Source organism: Nocardia caishijiensis NBRC 108228 (assembly GCF_001612825.1).
Lineage (GTDB): Bacteria > Actinomycetota > Actinomycetes > Mycobacteriales > Mycobacteriaceae > Nocardia > Nocardia caishijiensis.
The window spans coordinates 425,228-451,336 of the sequence record NZ_BDBE01000030.1; the positions used below are offsets into that span (position 1 = coordinate 425,228).

The window sequence follows — 26,109 nt, forward strand, 5'->3', positions numbered from 1 at the left end:
CGACTCGCGGCTACGACACATCTCCGGTCTGTTTGGAGGGCGAAAAAGCTACCTCAAGCCCGAATTTGTGCGGATGGCACAATACGACCGACGGAATTTGGGCAGCGGACGGAGAGTCACGTGGCGGCATACGGAACCCTCGTCTGGGTCGGGCACGCCCTGGCACCGCTGACCGCCGACATCACCGACGACCTCATCCGGGTCACCGAGCAGATGATCCCCGTCGACGACATCGCGGTGGATCTGGCCGAGATGCGCGCCGCCAGCATCGCCGAGAACATCGCCGCCGTGCAGTACGTCCTGGCCAACAACATCGACCCCGCGACCGTCGGCCCGCCCCCGGGCGCCGCCGCCTACGCACAGCGCCTCGCCCGGCGCGGGGTGCCACTGACCGTGCTGCTGCGTGCCTACGGACTCGGCCAGTATCGGCTGCTCGACGCGGCCATCGGGCTGATACTGGCCACCCCGGGCATCGACCACAACGCCCGCATCGCCGAACTGCTGCGCTTCGCCAGCACCTACCTCGACCGCCTCAACTCGTCGATGGGCCGCATCTACGAAGCCGAACGCGACCGCTGGCTCAGCAGCAGGCAGGCCGCACGCCAGCAGTGGATCGCCCGGCTCCTCGAGGACGACGACGTCGATGTGCCCGCGGCGGAGGAGGCACTCGAATACCGCCTGGACCGCGGTCATCTCGCCGTCGAGATCTGGACCCCGCCGACCGTCACCGGGGTCGAGGCCACGCGCGCGCTGGAGCAGGCACGCCACATCGTGGCGTCGGCTCTGCGCACCACCGGACGCGGCCTGGTCGCCTCGACGGGGGACCGCGCGCTGCGACTCTGGCTCCCGATCGAAGGGGCACAGCCGAGTGAGGACCTGACCGTCCAGATCGCCGCGTCCGGGCTCCCGGTGCACATCGCCCTCGGTTCCGCCGGGGACGGTCTGCCGGGCTTCCGGCGCTCCACTCGCAACGCGGCGCGCGCCAAAGACCTCGCTGTCTCCGCGGGCCACACCGCCCCACCGGTGGTGGCCTACGACGCCGTCGCCCCGTTCGCCCTGCTCACCGCCGACCCCGACGAACTCACCGCCCTCGTCCGCCGCGCCCTCGGTCCCCTGGCGGGCACCGGCGCCAAGAAGGAACTCCTCCGCCACACCCTCGACGTCTTCCTCACCGAGGGCGCCAGCTACTCCCGCACCGCTCGCGCCCTCGACGTCCACCGCAACACGATCCAGTACCGCATCCAACAGATCACCACTCGTTACGGAATCTCGTTGGACACCAACAGTTTCGACCTCCGCTTCGCGCTGGGCATCTGCCGCTGGCACCCGCACGCGTCGAGTCGGACAATCTGAGCCCGGCCGGTTTGTGCTGGCCGCACAGCCGGGTCGAGACCGAGGCCACGGATCCCGCCCCGAACGCACGATCGGGCAGATTCCGCGGTCCCGCCCCCGCGCGCTCCTCGGCCGGTTGAATAAAAAAGCTCTTTACCCGTTGCGTCGCTTGTCTAAACTTGCCTATTATGACTTTATAGGCCGGTCGCCGGGGTGTGACAATACCGTGGCGACCGTCGGTCCGATATGTCGCAACGGCATGTCGGGCGAAACGGTTGAATCCTCCAATTGTCGGGGTTGCGGGGAATCCGTAGCACGCATTCGGCGACAGTGTGGTCGTCGAATCCTCCTGGAACACAGCTGGGACGTAGGTATGCCACCCTCCCAGAAGGCCGATCCGGTGCTACCAATGACTTTCGCTCGCATCCACTTCCTGCTCGTCAAGCGACGAGACACCACCGCGACCTGGGTTCACCCTGCCCTACGGGCAGTGACCCCCATTGTTCGAAGGTGATTTGTCAGCAGATCAACCAATAATTCCCACTGCCGAAAGCCGCAGCGGTAACGTGCCGCATTTCTCTGCGGCGGGCGTTGCGCGCCCTTTTGCTGAATTCATACGCATTTTCGGTGGTGGCGTACTTTACGGGGTAAATGGCTGCCCGATTTGTCGGCCGTGCCCCGGGATGACGCATTACTCGGAGGTCCGAATGACCCAGTCGAAGCGCAACCTCGACAGCAGCTGGGAGCAGTCTCTTCTCGCGCCGAGCAACGGCGCGCAACCACCCGATGGCAACGGAGCCGGGCCGCGCGCTCACAGTCTGCTGCCGCTGTCCGCGGCGCAGCGTGGGATCTGGTTCGCCCAGCATTTGGCGCGCGAATCCCCCATTTCGGTGGCTCAGTACGTCGAGATCGCCGGTCCCGTCGACATCGGTGTACTCGTAGCCGCCTGCAAGGCAGCGGGGCACGAGTTCGGGTGCGCGCGTGTGCGACTGGTCGAGGTCGACGGTGAGCCGTATCAGGTCGTCGACGAGGATCTGCCCTCACCGGTGTCGGTGCTGGACCTGCGGGCCGACGACGACCCGGTCGCCACGGCCCACGACCTGATGGTTCGCGACTACTCCGCCCCACTCGATCTGGCCGTGGACCGCCTGATGAAATGCGTCCTCTTCCAGACCGGCGACGATCACTACCTGTGGTATCAGCGCGCCCACCACATCGTGCTCGACGGGTTCGCCGCGGTCACGATGATGCAGCGGATCATCGAGCTGTACAACGCGGGGGTCTCCGGGGAGCAGGCGCCGCCGTCCACGGCGAAGGACCTCGGCGACATCGTGGACCAGGACCTCGCGTACCGGGGTTCGGCACGTTTCGACAACGACCGCGCCTACTGGACCGACCACCTCGCGGGCGCCCCGCCCGTGGTCGGCCTCGCGGGCCACGCAGGCACACCGACCATTCATCCGATCCTCGTCAGCGCAGCTCTCCCGGAGCGGACCGCGCGGCAGCTCGATCGGGTCGTCGCCGAGCGCGGCACCAGCGTCACCCCGGTGGTCGTCGCCGCGTTCGCCGCCTATCTCGCCCGGATGACCGGCAGCGACGAGGTACTACTGAGCCTGCCGGTCTCCGGGCGCCATTCCGCGGTGCTGCGACGGTCCGGGGGAATGGTGGCCAATGTGGTCCCGTTGCGGGTGCCCGTCGCGAACAGCGGCACCGGGGACGTGATCGCGGCCGCGCAGAGCGAGCTGACCAGCGCCCTGCGCCGACAGCGGTACCGGCAGGAGGACATCTTCCACGACATGGGGATCGCCCGCGACGAGACCGCGTCGTTCGGCCCGGCGATCAACCTGATGATGGTGGACAACGAGATCACGCTCGGCGCAACCGTCGGCCGACTGCACGTGCTGACCTCGGGGCCGACCTCAGATCTGTTCGTCAACATCTATCCGGGTGCCGGTCGCGACAGCACCCACATAGATTTCCAGGGGAACCCGGAGGTGTACAGCGGCGACGAACTGGCCGCGCACCACGCCCGATTCCTGATGTTCCTGCACGCGTTCCTCGTCGGCGGCCCGGATCAACCGGTGCGGACCCTGCCGCTGCTCACCCCGGCGGAGCGGGCCGCGCTGCTACCGGTACGGGGACCGGAGAGCACCGCCGACCGACTGCTTCCCGACATCCTCACCGCTGGGGCCCTGCGCGACCCGGCCGCGACAGCGGTCGTCTCGACCTCCGCGACACTGACCTACTACGAGCTGGACACCCGATCGACACAGCTGGCTCGGTACCTGATCGGCCGCGACTGCGGGCCGGGGACCTCGGTGGCGATCGCGATGCGCCGGTGCGCCGAGTCGATCGTCGCGGCGTGGGCGGTCGCGAAATCCGGTGCCGCGATTGTCCAGATCGATCCGGACTATCCGGAGCGACGGATCGAGCACATGATCACCGACAGCGGTGCCCGGGTGGTCCTCGCCGTCGACGCCGACCTGGATCGGCTCCCGCGCACCGTGCCCGTACTGGTCGTCGACGACCGCTCGATCCGAGACGCCTGCGGGCGTCTCGGCGACCAGCCGGTCACCGATGCCGACCGTCTCCGCCCACTGCACGTCGGCGACGTCGCCTACATCACCTACACCTCCGGTTCCACCGGTGTGCCCAAAGGTGTCCAGGTCACCCACCGTGGCTTGGCGAATCTGGTCGCCGACCGCAGCACCACCTACGGCATGAGCCCGCGATCCCGGGTTTCCTACGCTCTCTCACCGGCCTTCGACGCTTCCTTCGAACAGTTCCTGACCTGTTTCGCGAACACGGCCACTCTGGTGGTGGTGCCACCGGAGGTGATCGGCGGCGACCAACTCACCCGGCTGCTGACCGACCAGCACATCACGCATCTGACGCTGACGCCCGCGATGCTGGCGACGGTGAACCCGCATCCGCTCACCGATCTGCGAACCGTGGTGGTCGGGGGCGACGTCTGCCCACCGCATGTCATCGAGCGCTGGTCGCGGCGGTGCGCGATGTTCAACGAGTACGGGCCGACCGAAGCCACGGTGACCGTCGCGGGCGCCCGGATCCGGTCCGACCGTGAGCTCACGGTCGGCGGGCCTGTCCGGGGTGTGGCGGCGATGGTGCTGGATCGGGCGTTGCAGCCGGTGCCGGTCGGCACCGCCGGTGAGTTGTATCTGGCCGGGCCCGGCTTGGCCCGCGGCTACCTCCGCCGGTTTCCCGACACCTCGGCTCGTTTCGTCGCCGACCCCTACGGCGGTCCGGGACAGCGCATGTACCGCACCGGCGATCTCGCCCGCTGGATGGCCGCCGAGGACGACGCGGTGTCGTTGCAACTGCTGGGGCGCAGCGATTTCCAGGTGAAGATCCGCGGCTACCGGATCGAACCGGCCGAGATCGATGCCGTCCTCACCGCCCATCCGGACGTCGATCTGTCGGTGACCGTTCCGGTGCGCAACTACGCGGGCACCACAGTCCTGGCCTCCTACGTCGTCCCTGTCGAGGACCACCGGGTGGACCCAGCGCAGCTGCAACGGTTCGCTCGGGAATGCTTGCCACCACACATGGTTCCGGCGGTGTTCGTGACACTGGACCAGTTGCCGGTGACCGCGTTCGGCAAACTCGATCGCAGCGCGTTACCGGAACCGGAATTCGAGGCGGCCCCGGCGGGGCGCGACCCGGAAACGGCGCGGGAGATCCTCATGGCCGGGCTGTTCAGCGAGGTGCTCGGCGTCGCACAGGTCGGCGCCGACGACAGCTTCTTCGCGCTCGGTGGTGACAGCATCCTGTCGATTCAGCTGGTGGCGCGGGCCAAGGCCGTCGGTCTCGGGTTCTCGACGCAGGACGTGTTCGAGCACAAGACCGTCGCGGGCTTGGCGGCCATGGCCACCGAGGCCGGTGGCGCCCCGCAGTTGCGCGAACTCCCCGGTGGGGGCATCGGCCCGGTCCCGCTGTCACCGATCGTGCACGCCATGCTCGGTCGCGGCCACTACGACCGGTTCGCGCAAGCCACCCTTGTCGAGCTTCCCGATCGGCTCGACTCGGGGCATCTCGTGCGCGCCCTGCAGACCCTGCTGGATCGTCACGACATGCTGCGCGCCGTGCTGCGAGTCACCACCACGGGCGAGCATCATCTCGAAGTTCCGGCTCCCGGCAGCGTCGACGCCGATTCCGTCGTCACCCACGTCACACTCGATCACCGGGACGCCACCGAGGTCGACCGGCACCTCCAGACGGCCGCTGATCACCTCGACCCCGCCGCCGGGGTCCTGGTGCGGGCCGTCCGCATCCAGGACGGCACCGGCGCGGGCCCGGACCTGCTGTGGCTGGTGGTCCATCACCTCGCCGTCGACGCGGTGTCGTGGCGGATTCTGCTCGCCGACCTCGCCCGCGCCTGGTTGCAGGTGTCGACGGGTGAGGACCCCCAGCCCGGTCTTCGAACCACCTCCGTGCGCAGCTGGCTGCACGGCCTCACCGAACGGACTGCCGCGCGTCGTCCGGCCGAACTCGCCCGCTGGAAAGCTGTTCTCGCCGAGGGCAACCGGTCGCTCGGTTCGCGGTCGCTCGACCCCGAACGCGATGTCGTGGCCACCGCCGGTCGGATCCGGTCGCGGCTCGCGGCAGATGTCACCGAAGACGTTCTCACCGGTATTCCCGCCCGGTTCCACGGCAGCGCCAATGATCCACTGTTGGCGGCGCTGGCACTCGCGCTGGCGCATTGGCGGGCCCTTCGCGGTGATTCCTCGGGTCCGGAGCTGATCTCGCTGGAAGGACACGGTCGGGAAGAACAGGCGGTGCCCGGCGCCGACCTCAGTGGCACCGTCGGCTGGTTCACCACCCGATTCCCGGTCCGCCTCGACCTACCCGGCATCGATCTCGACGACGCCTTCACCGGCGGCCCCGCCGCAGGGGCGGCGATCAAACAGGTGAAGGAGCAACTCCGTGCGGTGCCCGACAACGGGATCGGTTACGGCATGCTGCGGTATCTCGACCCGGTGGGAAGTGGCGAGCTCGGGCGCGCACCGGAACCTCAGATCAGTTTCAACTATCTGGGGCGGGTGGGTGTCGGCGACCACTCGGGGGCGTGGACACCCACCACCGAATTCACCTCGCTCACCGCGACCACCGACCCGAGGATGTCGCTGCCCGCGGTCGTGGATGTCAACGCGATCGCCGTGCCGGGACCCGACGGACTCGAACTCGAGGCCACCTGGGAGTACGCGCCCGAGATCGTCGACGCCGACGAGGTCGCCGCCCTGGCCGAGCTGTGGGTGCGGGCGCTGCGCGGCCTGGCCGCGCATCTGCGCACCGACACCGCGGGCGGCTACACCCCGTCCGATTTCCCGCTGGTCACCGTCTCGCAGACCGACATCGACGACTGGTCGCGGGAATTCCCGGCGATGACCGATGTGTGGCCGCTGACCGCCCTGCAAACCGGGCTGCTGTTCCACACCCTCTACGACCGTGACGGCGACGACGGCTACATCGTGCGGGCCACCCTCACCTTGGCCGGTGCGGTGGACGCCCCGCGCCTGCGGCAGGCCGCCCAAACGCTGATCGACCGACACGACAGCCTGCGCACCGCCTTCATCGAAACAGTCGACGGCCCGCGCCAGATCGTGCTGCACACCGTCCGCGCCGACTGGCGCGAAACCGATCTCAGTACCTTCGACCCCGTCACCCGGGACCGCGAATTCCGTCGCCTCACCACCGAGGCGGTCACACCGTTCGATCCCGCCCGGCCACCGCTGTTGCGATTCCGGCTGTTGCGCACCGGCGCCACCGAGTATCGGTTGCTGATCACCGACCACCATCTGGTGCTCGACGGCTGGTCGATGCCGCTGTTGATCCACCAGCTTCTCGTCCTGTACTCCGGTGGGGCGGGCGAGCTCGCCCCACCCCGGTCGTTCCGGGACTACCTGCAGTGGTTGCACACCCAGGACGATGCCGCCGCCACGACCGCCTGGCAGCGGATGCTGGCCGGGGTCGACAACCCAACCCGGGTCTCGGGTCGCCCCGACCGGACGGGCACCGCCAGCGGCGCGGTCGGGACCGACCTCGACACCGCGACCGCCGCCGCCGTCCTCGACCTGGGCCGCTCCCACGGTGTCACCGCGGGGACCGCCGTCCAGGTGGCGTGGGCGCTGCTGCTCACCGCCCTCACCGGACGCTCCGATGTGGTGTTCGGCAACACAGTGTCGCATCGGCCGCCGCAGCTGCTCGGCGTCGAGCACATGGTCGGCCTGTTCATCAACACCCTGCCGGTGCGGGTCCGGTTCAACCCTGAGGAGACCGTCGGCGACCTGCTCATCCGGGTGCAATCCGAACAGGCCGCGATGCTCGAGCACCGTCACATCGGTCTGGCGGAACTGCAGCGCACCACCGGGATCGCCGACATGTTCGACACCGTCACGGTGCTGGAGTCCTATCCGCTGGACCGTGCGGCCCTGGCCGACGATCTCGACGCCGCCGGACTACGGCTGATCGATCTCGACGCCGAGGACGCCACCCCATACCCGCTGAGCCTGCAGGTGACGCCGCCGCGCCCGGTCGGTGGCGAGCCCGGCACCTTCACCGTCACCCTGCGCTACGCCACCGACCGGTACGACGCCGACCGAGCCGCTGCCCTACTCGGCCGATTCGAACGGATCCTCACCCAGCTGGTCACCGAAACCACCACCAGCACAGCCGCCGTCACGCCCGGCAGTGGTGAACCGTCGACGGTCACCGGTGCCCCCGCCGTCCCCGAACGCACCCTGCACGAGATCCTCACCGCCACCGCCGACCGGTATCCCGATGCGGTCGCCGTCCGCTCCGGCCACACCACCCTCACCTACCGCGAGCTGCGTGGGCGTGCCGACGAACTCGCCGCCGTGCTCACCGGCCGCGGCGCACGTCCCGAAACGCTTGTCGCCCTTGTGCTTCCGCGTTCGGCCGACCTGACCGTGGCGATCTGGGCGGTCGCGGCCACCGGGGCCGCGTTCGTTCCCCTCGACCCCGCCGATCCGGGCGAACGCCTCGTCCGGATGCTGTCCGACGTGGGCACCACCCTGGGTGTCTCCACCTCCGCTGTCGCCGCACACCTTCCCGACTGTGTCGAGTGGGTCAGCGTCGACGACATCGCAACCCCCGCCCAGCCGAAACCCAGTCGACTGACGGCACCCGATGCCACGGCGTACCTCATCTTCACCTCCGGGTCGACCGGCACCCCGAAAGCTGTGCAGGTGACCCACCGCGGCCTGGCCGACCTCGTCGCCGCGCACACCACGGCCTTCGGCGCCGACTCCACCTCCACCGTATTGCAGGTCGCCTCACCAAGTTTCGACGCAAGCGTCTCGGAATTGCTGCTGGCCCACAGCAGCGGCGCCTGCCTACTGATCGCACCCCCCGATGTCTACGGCGGCGCCGATCTCACCGAACTGCTCCACGCCGCACACGTCACCCACGCCATCCTCACCCCGTCCGTGCTGAACACCCTCGAACCGGCGCGGCTCCCGAACCTCACCTGCCTCGCGGTGGTCGGCGAAGCCACCGGGGCGGACACCGTGAACCGGTGGGCGCCCGGGCGACGCCTGATGAACCATTACGGGCCGACCGAAACAACGATCTGGGCCACCGGGTCCGCCGCCCTGCACCCGGGGGAACCCGTCACGATCGGCGGACCCGTCCACGGTGTCTCCGTCGCGGTCCTCGACATGTGGTTGCGACCGGCACCGGTCGGAGTCGCCGGAGAGCTCTACGTCGGCGGCCCGGGTCTGGCGCGCGGCTATGTCGGCCGGGCCGCGACCACCGCCGCCCGATTCATCGCCGACCCGCACTCCGGCAGCGGCGAACGGCTCTACCGCACCGGCGATTCCGTGCGCTGGATACCGGGCCGCACCGGGCTCGAACTGGAATACCTCGGCCGCAACGATCAACAGGTCAAGATCCACGGTTTGCGCATCGAGCCGGGGGAGATCGACATCCAGCTCGCCCGTCATCCCTCGGTTGGCAGCGCCGCCACCGTCACCCGCACCGGCCCCACCGGAGAACCGATCCTGGTGTCCTTCGTCGTCGGCGCACCAGGGCAAACCCTGGACACCACGCGACTACACGACCACCTCGACCACACCCTCGCCCGCTACATGCACCCCGCGGCGATCGTGGAACTCACGGAGATGCCGGTCACCGCGACCGGCAAGATCGACCGCACAGCGCTGCGACACCACGAACTCGCCGCACCCGACACCACCGGACGCCCACCCGCCACACCGGCCGAACGCACCATGGCAGAGCTGTTCGCACAGGTCCTGAACCTGGACGAGGTGTCAGCCGACAGCAACTTCTTCACCCTCGGCGGCGACAGCATCGTCTCCATGCGCCTGGTCGCCCTCGCCAGAACCGCCGGGCTCGCCCTCACCCCTCGCGAGGTGTTCGAAGGCAAGACGGTGGCCGCCCTCGCCGCCACCGCCCGCAACGACACCACCGCACCGGGCGCCGACGACAGCTCACGATCACCGCTGGTCACCCTCGACGAACCCGAGATCTCCGTACTGCGGCAACGGTATCCGGCCCTCACCGAAGTCTGGCCGCTGTCGCCGATGCAGTCGGGTATCCACTTCCACTCCTCCTTCACCACCGGCTCCGCCGACAACTACACCGTCCAGACCGCGATCGAATTCACCGGCGAGATCGACACCGACCGCCTGCACCGCGCCACCCAGGCACTCCTGGACCGCCACGACATCCTGCGCGCGGGGTTCGCCGAAACCGCGACCGGACCACAGCAGATCGTGCTCGGTCACGTCGACACCGACTTCCGCGTCATCGACCTGACCCCGGGACACGATCCCCGCACGGCCGCCGACATCGCCGCCGCCGACGCCGCGACCGATTTCGACCTCTCCGCGCCACCGCTGATCCGGTTCACCCTGCTCCACCTCGCCCCCCACGTGCACCGGCTGCTGGTCACCGACCATCACGTGATCCTCGACGGCTGGTCGATGCCCCTGCTGCTGGGCGAACTGCTCGAAAACTACGGCGCACCAGCGCGGATCGGCACCACCGAACCCGCCCCCTCCTACCGTGACTACCTGAACTGGCTGCGACACCAGGACCACGCCGCCTCCAGAGCCGCCTGGGCACAGGAATTCGCGGACGTGGATTCCCCGACCCGTGTCGCCCCGGGAGCGAACATCGCCGGTACCGCCGACGAGGTGAGCGCCGACCTGCCCGCCAACCTGTACGACGCACTCCGTGCCGTCGCCGCCGACACGGCCGTCACCGTCAACACCACCATCGCGGCGGCCTGGGCGCTGAACCTGCGCGACCTCACCGGCGACACCGATGTGATCTTCGGTGCCGCGGTGTCGGGGCGGCCACCGGAACTGCCCCAGGTGGAACGAACCCTCGGCATGTTCCTCGACACCATCCCCGTTCGGGTCGAGCTCGCGCCCGCGCAGACACTGCGCGACCTGCTCATCCGGATCCAGGACCAGCATGCCCGGATGCTCGACCACCACTACATCGGGCTCCCCGAGATCCTTCGCAGCGCCGGTGTCACCGAATTGTTCGACAGCGCGGTCACTTTCCAGTCGTTCCCGGTCGACCGCCCAGCCCTGCAACGCCTCGTCGACGCCGCCGGTCTGCGCGTCGGAGAGATCAGCGGCGTCGACGCCACCCCGTTCCCATTGAGCCTGGTCGTCGCCCCCGACTCGACGGGCCTACGGATCACGCTGCGCTTCCTGACCGACGCCTTCGACAGCACCCACGCCGACCACATCCTCACCGGGTTCGTGGACGTCCTCACCCGCATCGCCCGCGACCCCACCACCCGGCTCGGCGCGCTCGCCCTGCCCGCCACACCAGGCCCCACACACCCGCACACCGCCCAGCACCCCCCGAAGACCCTCGCGGACATCCTCACCGCCACCGCGGCACGCACACCGGACGCCGTCGCCGCACACGACGGGGAGAGGTCCCTCACCTACCGAGAAATCGACGAACAGTCCACCCGCCTCGCACGCGCCCTACTGCGTCGCGGCGCCCGGCCCGACCGGATCACCGCCGTCGCGCTCCCACGCTCCCTCGCCGGTGTCGTCGCCCTGTGGGCGGCGACCAAAGCGGGCACCGCGTTCCTCCCGATCGACCCGAATCTGCCCGCCGGGCGGATCGAATTCCTGCTGTCGGACTCCGGGGCACAGATCGGCATCACCGACACGGCCACCGCACCGACCCTGCCCGACGGCACCGACTGGCTGATCGTCGACGACGAACACACCCGGCGCGGCGTCGCCGCCGAATCACCGGAACCGATCACCGAACCCCGCGTGCGACCCGACCGCGGCGCCTACGTCATCTACACCTCCGGCTCCACCGGCACACCCAAAGGCGTCGTGGTCTGCCACCGTGCCCTCACCGACCTGGTGGCGGCCCAGCACCGGACACTGCGGGTCGACGACCGGTCGACGGTCCTGCAGGTCGCGTCCCCCAGTTTCGACGCCAACCTGTTCGAACTGCTCATGGCACACGGGTCAGGCGCACGGCTGGTCATCGCACCACCGGAGGTGTACGGCGGCGGCGAACTGGCCGATCTCATTCGGCGCGAGCGCATCTCCCACGCGGTGATCACCCCGTCAGCGTTGGCCACCGTCCCCACCGACGACCTCGCTACGCTGCGGGTGCTGGCCACCGCCGGGGAACCGGTCGGACGGGAACTGGTCCAGCGGTGGGCACCGGGGCGCACCATGCTCAACCTCTACGGTCCCAGCGAAACCACCATCTGGGCCACCGCGGCCGAACTGTCCGCCGCCACGCCGATCGGAATCGGCCGCCCCGTCGGCCCTGTCTCCACCGTCGTCCTCGACACCTGGCTGCGGCCCGTCCCCGAGGGCGTGGCAGGTGAGCTGTACCTGTTCGGTCCGGGACTGGCCGAAGGCTATATCGACCGGCCGGGACTGACCGCTACCCGGTTCATCGCCTGCCCCTTCGGCAACACCCGCATGTACCGCACCGGCGATCTCGTCCGCCGCGCCACCGACGGAGACCTGGAATTCGTGGGCCGCAACGACTTCCAGGTGAAAGTGCGCGGCTCGCGTGTCGAACTCGGCGAAATCGACACCGCGCTCTCGGCCCACCCCGACATCGCGTTCGCGACCACGATCGCGCACACCGGCGACGGGGGACCGGCACGCCTGGTGTCCTATGTGGTCCCGACACCGGGACAGCACATTTCGGTCGAGACACTCACCGCCGCACTCGCCGACACACTGCCCACCTCCATGGTGCCCGCCGCGATCATGATCCTCGACGACGTACCGCTCACCGCCCACGGCAAACTCGACCGCGACCGTCTGCCCGCACCCGTCTTCGTCGCCCGCGCATACCGGGCACCCACCACCTGGCCCGAAGAGCTCGTCGCCGCCGCCTACGCACAGGTCCTCGGCGTGCCGAGGGTCGGCGCCGACGACGACTTCTTCGCCCTCGGCGGCGATTCCCTCAGCGCATCGCTGGTGGTGGCCCGCGTCGGCGCCGCACTCGGAATCCGTGTACCGGTGCGCGCCGTGTTCGAGGCACCGACCGTCGCCGCCCTGGCCCGCCACACCACCACGTTGCGCACCGGTGAGCGAACACCGCTCACCGCCCGCCCACGCACCGAACCCGTACCGCTGTCACTGGCTCAGCAGCGCATGTGGTTCCTCAACAGGCTAGAACCCGACTCCGCCGCCTACAACATTCCGGTCCTGCTGCGCCTCACCGGACACCTCGACACCGACGCCCTGCGCCAGGCGCTGATCGACGTCGTCGCCCGACACGAAGTGCTGCGCACCCGCTACCCCGAAACCGACGGCGAACCCCGACAGCTCGTTCTCACCGAACCCGAGCCCGCCCTGCACACCGTCTCCGCCGACCCCACGACCCTCACCGATGCCGTGAACACGTTCGTGCGCAACGGATTCGACGTCACCACCGAGGTCCCGCTCCGCATCGGACTGTTCGACCTCGGCACCGGCGAGTACCTACTGGCCCTGGTGGTCCACCACATCGCCGGTGACGGACGGTCCATGGGACCGCTGGCCCGCGACGTCGTCACCGCCTACGCGGCCCGCGTCGACGGGCACGCACCCCGCTGGCAACCCCTGCCGGTCCAATACGCCGACTACGCACAGTGGCAGCGGGAAGTCCTCGGCGCCGACGACGACCCCGCATCGCCGCTCTCCACCCAGCTCCGGTTCTGGCGCGACACCCTCGCCGACGCCCCCGACCGACTCGACCTGCCCACCGACCGGCCCCGACCGCCCGTCGCGTCACTGGCCGGGGGACGCATCCGATTCGACATCGACGCCCACCTGCACACCCAGCTGCGCGACCTCGCCCACCGCCGCGGCTGCTCGCTGTTCATGGTGATGCACGCCGCCCTCGCCGCCGTCCTCGGGCGTCTCAGCGGCAGCGACGACGTCGTGATCGGCACTCCGGTCGCCGGTCGCGGCGAACCCGGCCTCGACGACCTCGTCGGCATGTTCGTCAACACCCTCGCCCTGCGCACATCCGTCCACACCGGCCAACCTTTCACCGACCTCCTCGCCCGCACTCGCGACACCGACCTGGCCGCCTTCGAACACGCCGATGTCCCGTTCGAACGGGTCGTGGAGGAACTGCACCCACAACGCGCCGCCGACCGCCACCCCCTGTTCCAGGTGATGCTCGCCTTCCAGGGCCTCGCCGGGACCGACGTCGAACTCCCGGGCGTCACCGTCTCCCACGCCGACATCGACACCGGGCTGACCCCCTTCGACATGCAGCTGATCCTTGCCGACACCTACGCCGACGGGGGAGCGGCGCAAGGACTGCCCGGAACCCTCACCTACGCCCGCGATCTGTTCGACGAAGCGACCGCGCACAGCTACCTCACGCGGTTGCTCCGAGTCCTCCGAGCCGTCACCACCGACCCGTCAGCAGCCGTCGGTGACCTCGACTGGCTCGACACCACCGAACACCACGACCTGTCGACCCGAATCGGCCCGCATCCGGCCGGACCCCGGCCACCTGCCCTGCTCCCGGAGGTCCTCGCCGCCGCCGTCCACGACAACCCCAGCGGCACCGCCGTCGTCTCCGGCGACACCCAACTCACCTACCAGGAGCTCGACACCCGATCCACCCAGCTGGCACGCCTGTTGATCCGCCGCGGCGCCCGACCCGAACGTCCCGTGCTCGTGGCGACCGGCCGCACCGCGGACGAAGTGATCGCCTGGTGGGCCGTGGTCAAGACCGGCGCGCCCTACGTCCCGATCGATCCCCGCTATCCCACCGGCCGCATCGAACAGATGGTCACCGACTCGCGCGCCGACCTCGGCATCACACTCACCGCCGCACGGCCCCAGCTACCCGACACCGCCGACTGGATCCTGCTCGACTCTCCGACCGACAACACCCGACTCGTCCGCGAATCCGCCGAACCCGTCACCGACGCCGACCGGCTCCGGCCACTCCACCCCACCGACATCGCCTACATCGTGTTCACCTCCGGATCCACCGGCCGCCCCAAAGGCGTCGCCGTCACCCACACCGGAATCGCCGACTTCGTCGCCGGACAACGCCGCAACACCCCACCCGACACCACCGACCGCGTCCTGCACTTCGCCTCACCGTCCTTCGACGCCGCACTGCTGGAAATCCTGCTCGCCACCGGCCGCGCCGCCACCCTCTGCATCGCCCCCACCGACATCTACGGCGGCGACGAACTGGCCGATTTCCTCCGCACCCAGCGCATCACCCACGCCTTCGTCACCCCCGCCGGACTCGCCTCCGTCGATCCCACCGGACTCGACGACCTCCAGAGCATCCTGTCCGGCGGCGACGAGGTCCCCGCCGACCTCGTCAACCGGTGGGCAGGCAGCGACCGCACGGGCACACGCGAATTCCGGGTCCTCTACGGACCGACCGAAACCACCATGCTCGCCACCGCCACCGAACCCCTGCACCCCGGCGAACGACCGACCATCGGTACCCCGCTGCCCGGCATACGGACACTGGTCCTCGACGACCGGCTCCGACCCACACCCGTCGGTGTGACCGGCGAGCTGTATCTGGCCGGTGCCGCCCTGGCCCGCGGCTACCTCCACCGCACCGCCACCAACGCGGCCCGATTCACCGCCTGCCCGTACGCCGAACCCGGCAGCCGCATGTACCGCACCGGCGACCTCGTCCGCTGGAACCCCCACGGCAACCTCGAGTTCGTGGGACGCAACGACTTCCAGGTGAAGGTCCGCGGCTACCGCGTCGAACTCGGCGAAATCGACACCGCACTCGGTGCCCGCCCCGACATCGCCTACGCCGTCACCATCCCACGCCGGGACGGCACCGGCCCCGTCACCCTCGTGTCCTATGTCGTCCCGACCCCCGGCGCCGAGATCTCCGTCGAGGCCGTCACCACGGCACTCACCGACACCCTCCCCGCCTACATGGTGCCCGCCGCGATCATGGTCCTCGACCGGATGCCACTGTCACCCAACGGCAAGCTCGATCGCCGAGCCCTCCCCGAACCCGTCGCGCAAGCCCGCCGGTTCCGTGCCCCCGCCTCCCCGGTCGAGGAAATCGTCGCCGGTGTCTTCAGCGACGTACTCGGCCTCGACCGTGCCGTCGGCGCCGACGACGACTTCTTCGAACTCGGCGGCAACAGCCTCGTCGCCACCCGGGTCGCCGCCCGCATCGGCGCCGCACTCGACGCCACGGTGCCGGTCGCGATGATCTTCGACGCACCGACCGTCGCCACCCTCGCCGCCCGCGCGGAATCGCACGCCGACACCGGCCGCGTCCCCCTCACCCCGCAACCCCGACCCCAGCACATCCCGCTGTCCTACGCACAGCAGCGCATGTGGTTCCTCAACCGGTTCGAACCCGACTCCGCCGCCTACAGCATTCCCGTCGTCATCCGCCTCACCGGCCATCTCGACACCGACGCGATGCGACACGCCCTCACCGACATCATCGAACGGCACGAAGTCCTGCGCACGCACTACCCGCACATCGACGGCGAACCCGTGCAAGTCGTCCTACCGGCCCACCTCACCACACCGTCCCTGCATCCCACCTCGATCACCGACACCGACCTGCCCGCCGTGATCGCCGAATTCCTCGGCACCGTATTCGACGTCACCACCGAAACACCGTTGCGGGCCCGGCTCTTCGACACCGGACCAGACACCTGGGTACTCGCGGTGGCCCTACACCACATCTGCGCCGACGGATCCTCCCTCGGCCCCCTGGCCCGCGACATGATGACCGCGTACCAGGCCCGGGTCGACGGCCACCCACCCAGCTGGACACCGCTGCCGGTCCAATACGCCGACTACGCCATCTGGCAGCACACCGTCCTCGGTTCCGCACACGACCCCGAGTCGCTGCTGCGCGCCCAGATCGACTACTGGACCACCCAACTCGCCGACCTGCCACCACTGCTCGAACTCCCCACCGACCACCCGCGACCCCCGATCCAGACCTACACCGGCGCCACCGTCGCACTCGCCGTCGACGCCGACCTCCACGCCCGACTCGACAAGGTCGCACGCGCCAACAACACCACCCTGTTCATGGTGTTCCACGCCGCCCTCGCCGCCACCCTCGGCCGACTCGCCGCCACCGACGACATCGCCGTCGGCACCCCCTACGCCGGTCGCGGAGAACCCCAACTCGACGACCTCGTCGGCATGTTCGTCAACACCCTCGTCCTACGAACCCGCCTCACCGACCACATGACCTTCACCGAACTCCTCGACCACGTCCGCGACACCGACCTCGCCGCGTTCGGCCACGCCGACGTGCCGTTCGAACGCCTCGTCCAAGAACTCAACCCCCTGCGCTCCCACGCCCACCACCCCCTGTTCCAGGTGATGCTCGCCTTCCAGAACCACACCACCACCGACTTCGAACTGCCCGGCCTCACCGCCTCCGCCATCGAAGTCGACACCGCGACCTCCCTGTTCGACCTCCAGATCACCGTCTCCGACAACTACGACACCAACGGCACACCCACCGGAATGGACGGCACCCTCACCTACGCCACCGACCTGTTCGACCCGGCCACCGCCACCACCATCGCCGACCGCCTGCACCGGATCCTGCACGCCCTGGCCACCGACCCCACCCAGCAGATCCACGACATCGACCTCCACGACACCGCCGAACGCGACGCCGTCCTGCACCGGTGGAACGCCACCCGACACCCCCTCGACCCCCACGAAACCCTCCCCGACCTGTTCACTCACGCCGCCGCCGCACACACCGACCGACCCGCCGTGTCCGCCGACACCGAAACCCTCACCTACGGCGAATTCGCCGCCCGCGTCCACCGCCTCGCCCGCTGGCTCATCGCCCAGGGCGTCGGCCCCGACACCCTCGTCGCGCTCCGCATGCCCCGATCCCTCGACCAGGTCACCGCCATGTACGCGACCCACGCCGCGGGCGGCGGCTACGTACCCATCGACCCCACCCACCCCGCCGATCGCATCGACTACATGCTCGCCACCGCCGCACCGGTCGTCGAACTCACCTCCCTCGACGGCATCGACCTCACCGGATACGACGACACCCCCGTCACCCACGCCGACCGCCGTACCCCGCTACGCCCACACAACATCGCCTACGTCCTGTTCACCTCCGGATCCACCGGACGCCCCAAAGGGGTCGCGGTACCGCACAACGCGGTCCTCAACCAACTCCACTGGATCATCGACACCTACCGACTCACCGCCGCCGACACCGTCCTCCAGAAGACCCCCGCCACCTTCGACGTCTCGGTGTGGGAACTGTTCGCCACCCTCGCCGTCGGTGCCCGACTGGTCATCGCCCGCCCCGACGGACACACCGACCCCGCCTACCTCGCCGCCACCATCGACGACCACCAGGTCACCGTCACCTCCTTCGTCCCGTCCATGCTCGCGGCCTTCGCCCACGCAGCCCCGGCAGCATCCCTGAAATCGCTGCGCGCCCTGCTCGTCGGCGGCGAGGCATTCGGCGCCGACGTCGTGGCCGCCGCGCGAAACACCATGCCCCACACCGCACTACACAACCTCTACGGCCCCACCGAATTCACCGTGCACGCCACCGCCCACCCCATCACCGACAGCGACACCGGCAGCACCCCCATGGGCACCCCGGTCTGGAACGTCCGCGCCCACGTCCTCGACACCCGCCTGCGTCCGGTCCCACCCGGCGTAGCGGGCGACCTGTACCTCGCCGGGAACCAGATCACCCGCGGCTACCACGCCCGCCCCGGCCTCACCGCGGAACGGTACGTCCCCGACCCGTTCACCTCCGGCCTGCGGATGTACCGCACCGGCGACCGCGCCCGCCTCCTGCGCAGCGGCGAACTGGAATACCTGGGCCGCACCGACTTCCAGGTGAAACTCCGTGGCCTGCGCATCGAACTCGGCGAAATCGAAACCGTCCTCGCCGAACACCCCACCGTCGCCCGCGCCGTCGCCGCCGTCCACACCGCCGGAACCGGAGACCGGCTCGTCGCCTACCTGGTGCCCACCGTTCGCATGCGCATCGACACCGACGCCGTCCTCGCCCACGCCGCCGCCGAACTACCCGACTACATGGTCCCGACCACCGTCATGGTGCTCGACACCGTGCCGATCACCGACTCCGGCAAACTCGACCGCAAACACCTGCCCGAACCCGTCTTCGACGTGGCGGAATTCCGAGAACCGGAATCCTGGCTGGAAAGCGAGGTCGCCCGCGTCTACGGGCACGTCCTCGGCATGGCCCGCGTCGGCGCCGACGACGACTTCTACGCACTCGGCGGCAACTCCCTCAAATCGGTGCAGGTGGTCAGCGAACTCCGCGAGGAACTCCACTACGAGATCCCCGTCAGCTGGATCCTGTCCGACCCGCGCCCCACCGACCTCGCCAAACGCATCGAAAGCGGTATGCGCACCGGCGACATCCACACCGAACCTGCCACACCCGGATTCGACGTTCTGCTACCGATCCGCACCACGGGCACGCAACACCCGCTGTTCTGCGTCCATCCCGCCTCCGGTCTGGCCTGGAGCTACCGGCCACTCGCCGAATACCTGACCGAGGACCGGCCGATCTACGGAATCCAGTCACCACAACTCAGCGGCGAAACCGGCCCGACCACCATCGAGCACACCGCCCGCCGCTACCTCGACGAGATCCGCACCATCCAGCCGCACGGCCCGTACCACCTGCTCGGTTGGTCGCTCGGCGGCCAGATCGCCCACGCCATCGCCGCCGAAATCCGCGCCGCCGGAGAACACGTCGCGCTACTGGCCTTACTCGACGCCGAAGCCGACGGATTCGATCGCGCGGCGCTCACCACCGTGACGGCCGGGGAACTCGTCGCCAATCTCGGCCCCGTGATGGGGATCGACTTCGTACCCCCCGACGCCACCGCCGAGGAAGCCGCCGCGCTGATCGAACAGAAACTGGGGGAGCGGCTCGGCATCGACGCCGCCCTCATCCAGCGCATGACCGACGCCTACAACCAGTCCCTCCAGGCAGCCGCAAACTGGCGACCACCGGTACTCGACTGCGACATGCTGTATTTCACCGCCACCCGCGAACGCCGTGCCGACGCTGCCGGTCACCACGGATGGGCATCGTACGTCCGCGGGCACATCACCGATGTCGACATCGACGCGACCCACCTGGCCATGACCGAACCCGCGATCCTGGCCGACATCGCGCGCGTCTTGAACGAACAACTCGATCGGGAAGCGGCCGGACACAGCGGCTGACCGCCTCCCAGTACTACCGGGCGAACTTCAGGGAACTCGGTACGTATGGATGTACAAGCCTTCGAAGCACACGCGACCGACGCCGAACTCGACGATCTGCGCGCACGATTGGCCGCGGCGCGGTTCCCGGAACCCGAGACGGTCTACCGGCCGGGGCCCGACCCGCGCCGGTGGGATCAGGGCGTTCCCCGTGCCGACCTCGTCGAGGTCGTGCGCTATTGGCGCGACGAATACGACTGGCGATCGTTCGAAGAGCACCTGCACCGGATCGGCCAGTTCCGCACGACCATCGACGATCTCGGAATCCACTTCCTACACCGCCGCTCTCCGCGCGCGGACGCCACACCACTGATCATGACGCACGGTTGGCCGGGGAGCATCGCCGAATTCACCCACCTCGTCGACGAATTGGCGGACCCGGCCGATGCCGACACACCGGCGTTCCACGTCGTCGTCCCGTCACTGCCGGGCTTCGGCTACAGCGACAAACCGACCACCACCGGCTGGGGTACCGAAAAGATCGCGGCCGCCTGGGTCGAACTCATGAGCAGGCTCGGCTACCGCGAGTTCGTGGCCCACGGCGGCGACTGGGGCGGCAATATCACCACAGTGCTCGCCGGGAGGTTCCCCGACCGCGTTCTCGGCATCCACACCCTGTTCGCCGAGGCACCGCCCGGGCTCAGCACCCACGGGCTGACGCCCACCGAACGGCGGTGGGCCGAGGAAACCCGCGACTTCTGGCAGTTTCGCGCCGCCTACGCCAAGCAGCAGGCGACCCGACCACAGACCATCGGCTACTCGCTCGTCGACTCACCCGTCGGGTTGCTGGCCTGGATCCTCGACAAGTTCGCCGAATGGTCCGACACCGCCGACAGCCCGTTCGAAACGATCTCGATGGATCGCGTCCTCGACGACGTCACCCTGTACTGGTTGACCCGCACCGGTGCCTCCGCGGCCCGCATCTACTACGAGAGCCACAACTCGCTCGACCCGGAGCTCCGGGTGGATATTCCGTCGGCGATCACGATGTACCCCGCCGACATCGAGAAATGCCCGAGACCGTGGGCCCAGCAGCGTTATCGGCGGATCGTGCGGTGGGCGACGCCGCAGACCGGAGGACACTTTCCTTCGCTCGAGGTCCCGGAGTACTTCGTGACGGACCTCCGGGAAGGGCTCGCGGCGGTTCTGGCCGCCGACCGGTGACGGGGTCATCGTGTTTCGGTGAACATGCCGTCGAGCACGGCACGCAGTTCGGCATGAGCCGCAGCCAAGGCCTTCTCCCGTGAGCGTGACGCGGCCACGAACATCGCGAGCTCGTTGAGACCGCCCAGCAGCAGGTGGGCGAGCACCTTCGGATCGTGCCGGGGGAGCAGTTCGCCTTGGTCGTGTGCCGCGACGAGCAGGTTCTTCACCAGTCCGAGGGAGCGTCCGCCGTCGATCTCGCGCCAGCGTGCCCAGCCCAACGCGGCGGGCGCCTCCACGAACAGGATCTGCCGGACCGTCTCGTCGGCCAGTTGATCCACGAAAGCGTGGCTGACCGCGCGCAACCGTTCGACCGGTCGCCCTGTGTGCGCATGGGCCGACAAGGTGTCGACCACGCCGTGGTCGACGGACGCGAAACAGGCTTCCATCAGCCCCACCATGCTGCCGAAGTGGTGATACAACGCTCCCCGCGTGACGCCCGCGGCCTCGCACACCCGTGCCGTCGTCACCTCGGCGAAGCCGTGCTCGGCGAACAACGCCGTGCCGACCTCGATCAACCTCGCCCGAGTTCGTGCCGCGCTCGCTTCGCGAACCGTCGTCATCTTGCCTTCTCTCCTCCCATGACATACACATTGTATGTGACATACAGTTTGTATGTGAAAGCGAGGGAGTGGTTGCGATGCTGAAGATGAAGTCCACCTGCGAAACCTGTGCCGCGTCGTTGAGCGACGACGCCGAGGCATTCATCTGCAGTTATGAATGCACCTACTGTCCGACCTGCACGGCGGATCACCGGGTGTGCCCGAACTGCGCGGGGGAGTTGGTCCGGCGGCCGCGACGCACCACCGGGGTCGCCGAGATCGCGCGGCGGGCACCGGCACGGCTGCGCCGCAAGATCCGGGGGACCGGTCGATGAGTGCGACCGCACTACCCAGCGGAGGCATCGCGCACTGGTTCCCAAGCCGGTCCGGGGCACCCACGCTGGTGGTCCTGCCCGCACTCGGGGTGAATGCCCGCCACTACCAGCGCTTCGCCGAAACGGCGTCAGCACAGGGGTTTTCCGTGGTGACGTTGGACTATCGCGGCCAGGGTGACAGCACCCTGACCATTTCGCGGACTACGCGATTCGGCTACGCCGACCTGGCGACCGGCGACCTGACCGAGGCCATCGCCTGCGCACGTGAGCGCGGGGACGGCCCGCTACTGCTGGTCGGCCACAGCCTCGGCGGACAACTGACCGCCGCGCTGGAGTCGATATCGCCGGGGGAGTTCGACGGCCTCGTGCTGGTCGCCGCAGGCACACCACACTGGCGAGCGTTCACAGGGTGTGCTCGCCTGGCACCCTTGATCCTCCCGACCGTTTTCGCTGCAACGGCCCGTCTGCGAGGCGTGTTCGACGGCCGCCGATTCGGCTTCGGCAGACAGTCGGCGCAGCTGATCGGAGACTGGGCGCGCATGGCCCGAACAGGGTGGTGGTCCAAGACCCCGGCGAACCGCTCGAGCCGCAGCTTCCCATTGTTGGCGATGTCGTTCGGCGACGACGGTCTGGCACCGGCATCCGCCGTGGACGCTCTGGTGCGACTGTTCCCAGGAGCGAGGACCACGCGCACGCACTTCGATGATCCAGCGGGCCATACCGGATGGACGAAGCAGCCTGATGTGGTTGTCGAGGGGTTGGCTAGATGGGTGACGGAAGCCCTCACGCCAGAGAATCGGGGATGAGCCACACATTCGTAGAGATTCGCCTTACTTGACATAATGTGCATTATCGGCGTTCCAACGCGGCCGGTCGGAGGAAGTTTGTGTGCGCATTCGTGCAGTGAGTGCACTGCTGCATTGCGTGCCTCCGCGCCCTCAGCCCTTTCTCTGGCTCGAACGCCGCGCCTGGCCTGGCCGGACCACAACGCCGCAGATGCGTTCGACTGGTAGGAGTTCCGGGATGGATGCGAACGCCAATGCCTCATTCATGACAATTCAGGATGAATGCCCGGTCCGGCGGTGTTGGGTTACGAAGATCCGGGCCCTGCACTCCCCCTCCACTTCCCCGCTCCTAAGTTTCGTCACAGTGACGAAACGTTTGGTTCGAACGCGTCGCGTGGGATATCGGCATCGCCGCCATCACCCCGGAGCCGGGTCTGTCGATTCTCGCCGCCACCGACACCGACTGATGTGAAAGGCGGTGAACCAGCAGGTTGTGTGCTGCTCGGCGGCGGCGAAGGCCGCGACCCCCGAACGGGCGTGGGACACCGCAGGACTCAGGGGGCGAAGCGCAGCGCGACCTCGGCGGAGACCGGGCGGGCCCGGCAGGCCAGGACGTGCCCCGCGGTGATCTCCTCGTCGCTGATCGCCAGTAGTGGGTCGTCGTCCATCATGACCTGTCCGGATTCGACGGTGGCGCGGCAGGTTCCGCAGGAGCCGCCGAGGCATGAGTACGGCAGGTCCTCGCGGTGGTCCAGGGCGGCATCGAGGATGGATCGGTCCCTCGACATGTCGAAGGTGAGGGTCGGACCGTAGCCGGTCACGGTGACGTGGCTGCTGGCCGTGTCCGCCGCCGGGACCGACGCGCTCGAGGTGCCGGTGTCGAAGAGTTCGAACTGGATTCGCGAACGATCCACGCCACGTGCGGTGAGCTCGGTGACCGTTCGGGACACCAGATCTCGCGGGCCGCACAGGAACCAGTGGTCGGCATCGGCGAGCTCGGCCGGGTCGATTCGGCCGCGCCGGTAGGACACTGCCTCCGTCGACCGGGGCAGGGTGCTCGTGCCCTGCTGTGATAGCTGGTGCCGTATCCGCAGTCGATCCGGGAACCGATCGACGAGTTCGTGCAGTCGGTCGGCCAGCATGATGCCGCCAGCGGCACGGTTGCCGTAGCACAGGGCAACCGTACTGTGCGGTTCGGACTCGAGCACGGCGGCGATGATGGCGGCGATCGGGGTGATACCGCTACCGGCCGCGACCGCGGCGTAGTGCCGCCGCGCCGCGGGGTCGAGAGACGGCGTGAACGTGCCCGCTGGTTCGGCGACGTACAGGACCGAACCCGTGATCCGGCCGTCGAAGACGTAGGTGGAGAACGTCCCCGCGTCCTGTCGTTTCACGCCGATCCGTAACCGCCCGGCGCCGGGTGGGTCGCACAGGGAGTAGCTGCGCCGGATCGGTTCGCCGTCGCGGGTGCCGCGTACCACCAGGTGCTGGCCAGCGGTGTAGCGGAAGCTGTCGGAGAGGTCGGCCGGGACGGTGAATTCGACGATCGCGCTGTCGCGGGTGTCGCGCATGACCGAGCGGACCGTCAGCCGGTGGAAGCCGCGAGCCGGTCCGTGTGGGAGCGGATCGAACAAGGTCTTGCGCGGGGACAGTAGCGGCGCGGCGAGCAGGCGACGAGCATGGTCCAGGCCCACACCACCGAGCGCGGTCGCGGTGTGCGCCAGCGTTTCCGGATGCAGAACCGCGCTCGGCCGGTCCAGCAGACCGGCGATGCGGGCGACCGCCCGCCCGACCCGCTCGTCGCGTGCTCCGGCGGCCAGCCCGATACCCGCCAGGTGTCCGGCCAGTCGCATCCGCGCCTGTCCACTCGCGTCGACGTGCGGCATGGCCAGATCGAAGAGTTTGGTGATCATCCACGCGTCGTCGATGGCCGCGGCCGCGGCCCGGAACCAGCGACGAGGTAACTCGTGGTCACCGGCGGCCAGTATCTCGCGCAATTGGAGGGCCTGCAATGCGGAGACCGTCATCCCCTGACCGAAGGCCGGACTGAAGCTGCACACCGCGTCGCCGAGGACAAGCAGCCCGTCGGGGAACCGGGACAGACGCTCGTAGCGGCGCCGCTGGTTGGCCAGGTAGCGGTAGGTGGCGACATCGGTGAGCGGTTGTGCCTCCACCAACGCCCGGCGCACATCCGGCGGGGCCACCGAGGCGGCGAAGCGCCAGTAGCCGTCGGGGTCGGTCGGCGGGTGATCGTTGCCGTAGCCGATCAGGGTGAGCAGGTGTCGGCCGTCCTCGACCGCGAACATCGCCAGACCGCGAGCAGGGTCCTGGTGGGAGACGATGATCTCCTTGTCTTCGACGACGCCCGCGGGCAGCCGGATGTACCGGCTGGCGTACATCATGTCGATCCGCACGCCTTCCTCGGGCGGCCGTTCGTAGCCCGACTCGGCGAGCCAGTCCCCGATCGGACCGTGCCTGCCCAGGCAGCTGACGACCAGATCCGCCGCGAGCTCACCCACACCGTCGACTCGGACGCCACGCACCCGTTCGGCGGCAGCGTCGTAGTCCAGGGCTTCGGCGGTGTGGCTGTCGAGGATCACGACGTTCGGCAGCGCCCGAACGCGTTCGCGCACTCGCCATTCCAGGAACGGCCTGCTGGCTTGCAGTACCGAGTACCCGCTGTCGGATCGGCGCAGTGTGTGGCCCGACAGCGACATCCGCATCTCGGTGAGCGCGCGGCACTCGACCGCGCCGTCGGCGAGCAGCCGCGCGGTCAGGCCGGGGAACAGTTCCTCGAAGATCTGCGTTCCCCGCGCCAGCAGGGCGTGCACGTGCCTGCCCTGCGGCACGCCGCGCCGATCCCCCGGCGCGGACAGGTCGTCGCGTTCGATCACGGTGACCTGCGCGAAGCTCTCGCTGAGTATCCGTGCGGTCAACAGCCCGGCCATGCTCGCGCCCAGCACTATGGCGTGGGTCCGCTCTTCTGCCACTTGGTCCTCCGACATCGTTGTCCGGCGACTGCGGCGACCGGTTCGTCGCCCAACACCACCGTGAGACTCTTCGGTAGAGTAGTCTCACGCAGTGACGGGGTGTCAAGAGTTCCCAGCGTCCGAGCGGAGTAGAAAGA

At 68.9% G+C, this 26,109-nt stretch carries 7 protein-coding genes and 1 pseudogene; 6 read left to right on the plus strand and 2 right to left on the minus strand.

Annotated elements, in window-relative coordinates; all coding sequences use genetic code 11:
* The first annotated feature begins 120 nt into the window (after positions 1–120).
* The 3 genes from NC7_RS15170 to NC7_RS15180 all read left to right on the plus strand — a co-directional run bounded on the left by NC7_RS15170 (position 121) and on the right by NC7_RS15180 (position 21,281).
* Positions 121–1,353, plus strand: a complete 1,233-nt coding sequence (locus NC7_RS15170; RefSeq protein WP_067983454.1) for a PucR family transcriptional regulator — start codon at positions 121–123, stop codon at positions 1,351–1,353.
* Between the two features lie 686 nt (positions 1,354–2,039).
* Positions 2,040–20,078, plus strand: a complete 18,039-nt coding sequence (locus NC7_RS15175) for a non-ribosomal peptide synthetase (RefSeq protein WP_067983761.1) — start codon at positions 2,040–2,042, stop codon at positions 20,076–20,078.
* Positions 20,079–20,123: 45 nt separating this feature from the next.
* Positions 20,124–21,281 carry an epoxide hydrolase family protein gene (locus NC7_RS15180; protein WP_067983456.1) on the plus strand — a complete coding sequence of 386 codons (1,158 nt, stop codon included), beginning with the start codon at positions 20,124–20,126 and terminating at the stop codon, positions 21,279–21,281.
* A 5-nt stretch (positions 21,282–21,286) separates the two neighbouring features.
* Here NC7_RS15180 and NC7_RS15185 read toward each other — a convergent pair whose 3' ends face one another.
* Entirely contained in the window at positions 21,287–21,883 is a 597-nt protein-coding gene (locus NC7_RS15185; RefSeq protein WP_157102016.1) for a TetR/AcrR family transcriptional regulator, read from the minus strand.
* A 77-nt stretch (positions 21,884–21,960) separates the two neighbouring features.
* On the opposite strand from NC7_RS15185, the gene NC7_RS15190 reads away from it, so the two are divergent.
* The 3 genes and pseudogenes from NC7_RS15190 to NC7_RS30525 all read left to right on the plus strand — a co-directional run.
* Positions 21,961–22,197 carry a DUF1272 domain-containing protein gene (locus tag NC7_RS15190; protein ID WP_067983461.1) on the plus strand — a complete coding sequence of 79 codons (237 nt, stop codon included), beginning with the start codon at positions 21,961–21,963 and terminating at the stop codon, positions 22,195–22,197.
* 68 nt (positions 22,198–22,265) lie between these two features.
* Entirely contained in the window at positions 22,266–23,003 is a 738-nt protein-coding gene (locus NC7_RS15195; RefSeq protein WP_067983462.1) for an alpha/beta hydrolase family protein, read from the plus strand.
* Positions 23,004–23,365: 362 nt separating this feature from the next.
* Positions 23,366–23,449: pseudogene (locus NC7_RS30525) on the plus strand (DUF6183 family protein); the annotation flags it as partial.
* Between the two features lie 87 nt (positions 23,450–23,536).
* On the opposite strand, the gene NC7_RS15200 reads toward NC7_RS30525, so the two are convergent.
* A complete protein-coding gene (locus NC7_RS15200) occupies positions 23,537–25,972 on the minus strand; it encodes a 2Fe-2S iron-sulfur cluster-binding protein (RefSeq protein WP_159372874.1) in 2,436 nt (811 codons plus the stop codon).
* Positions 25,973–26,109 lie beyond the last annotated feature (137 nt).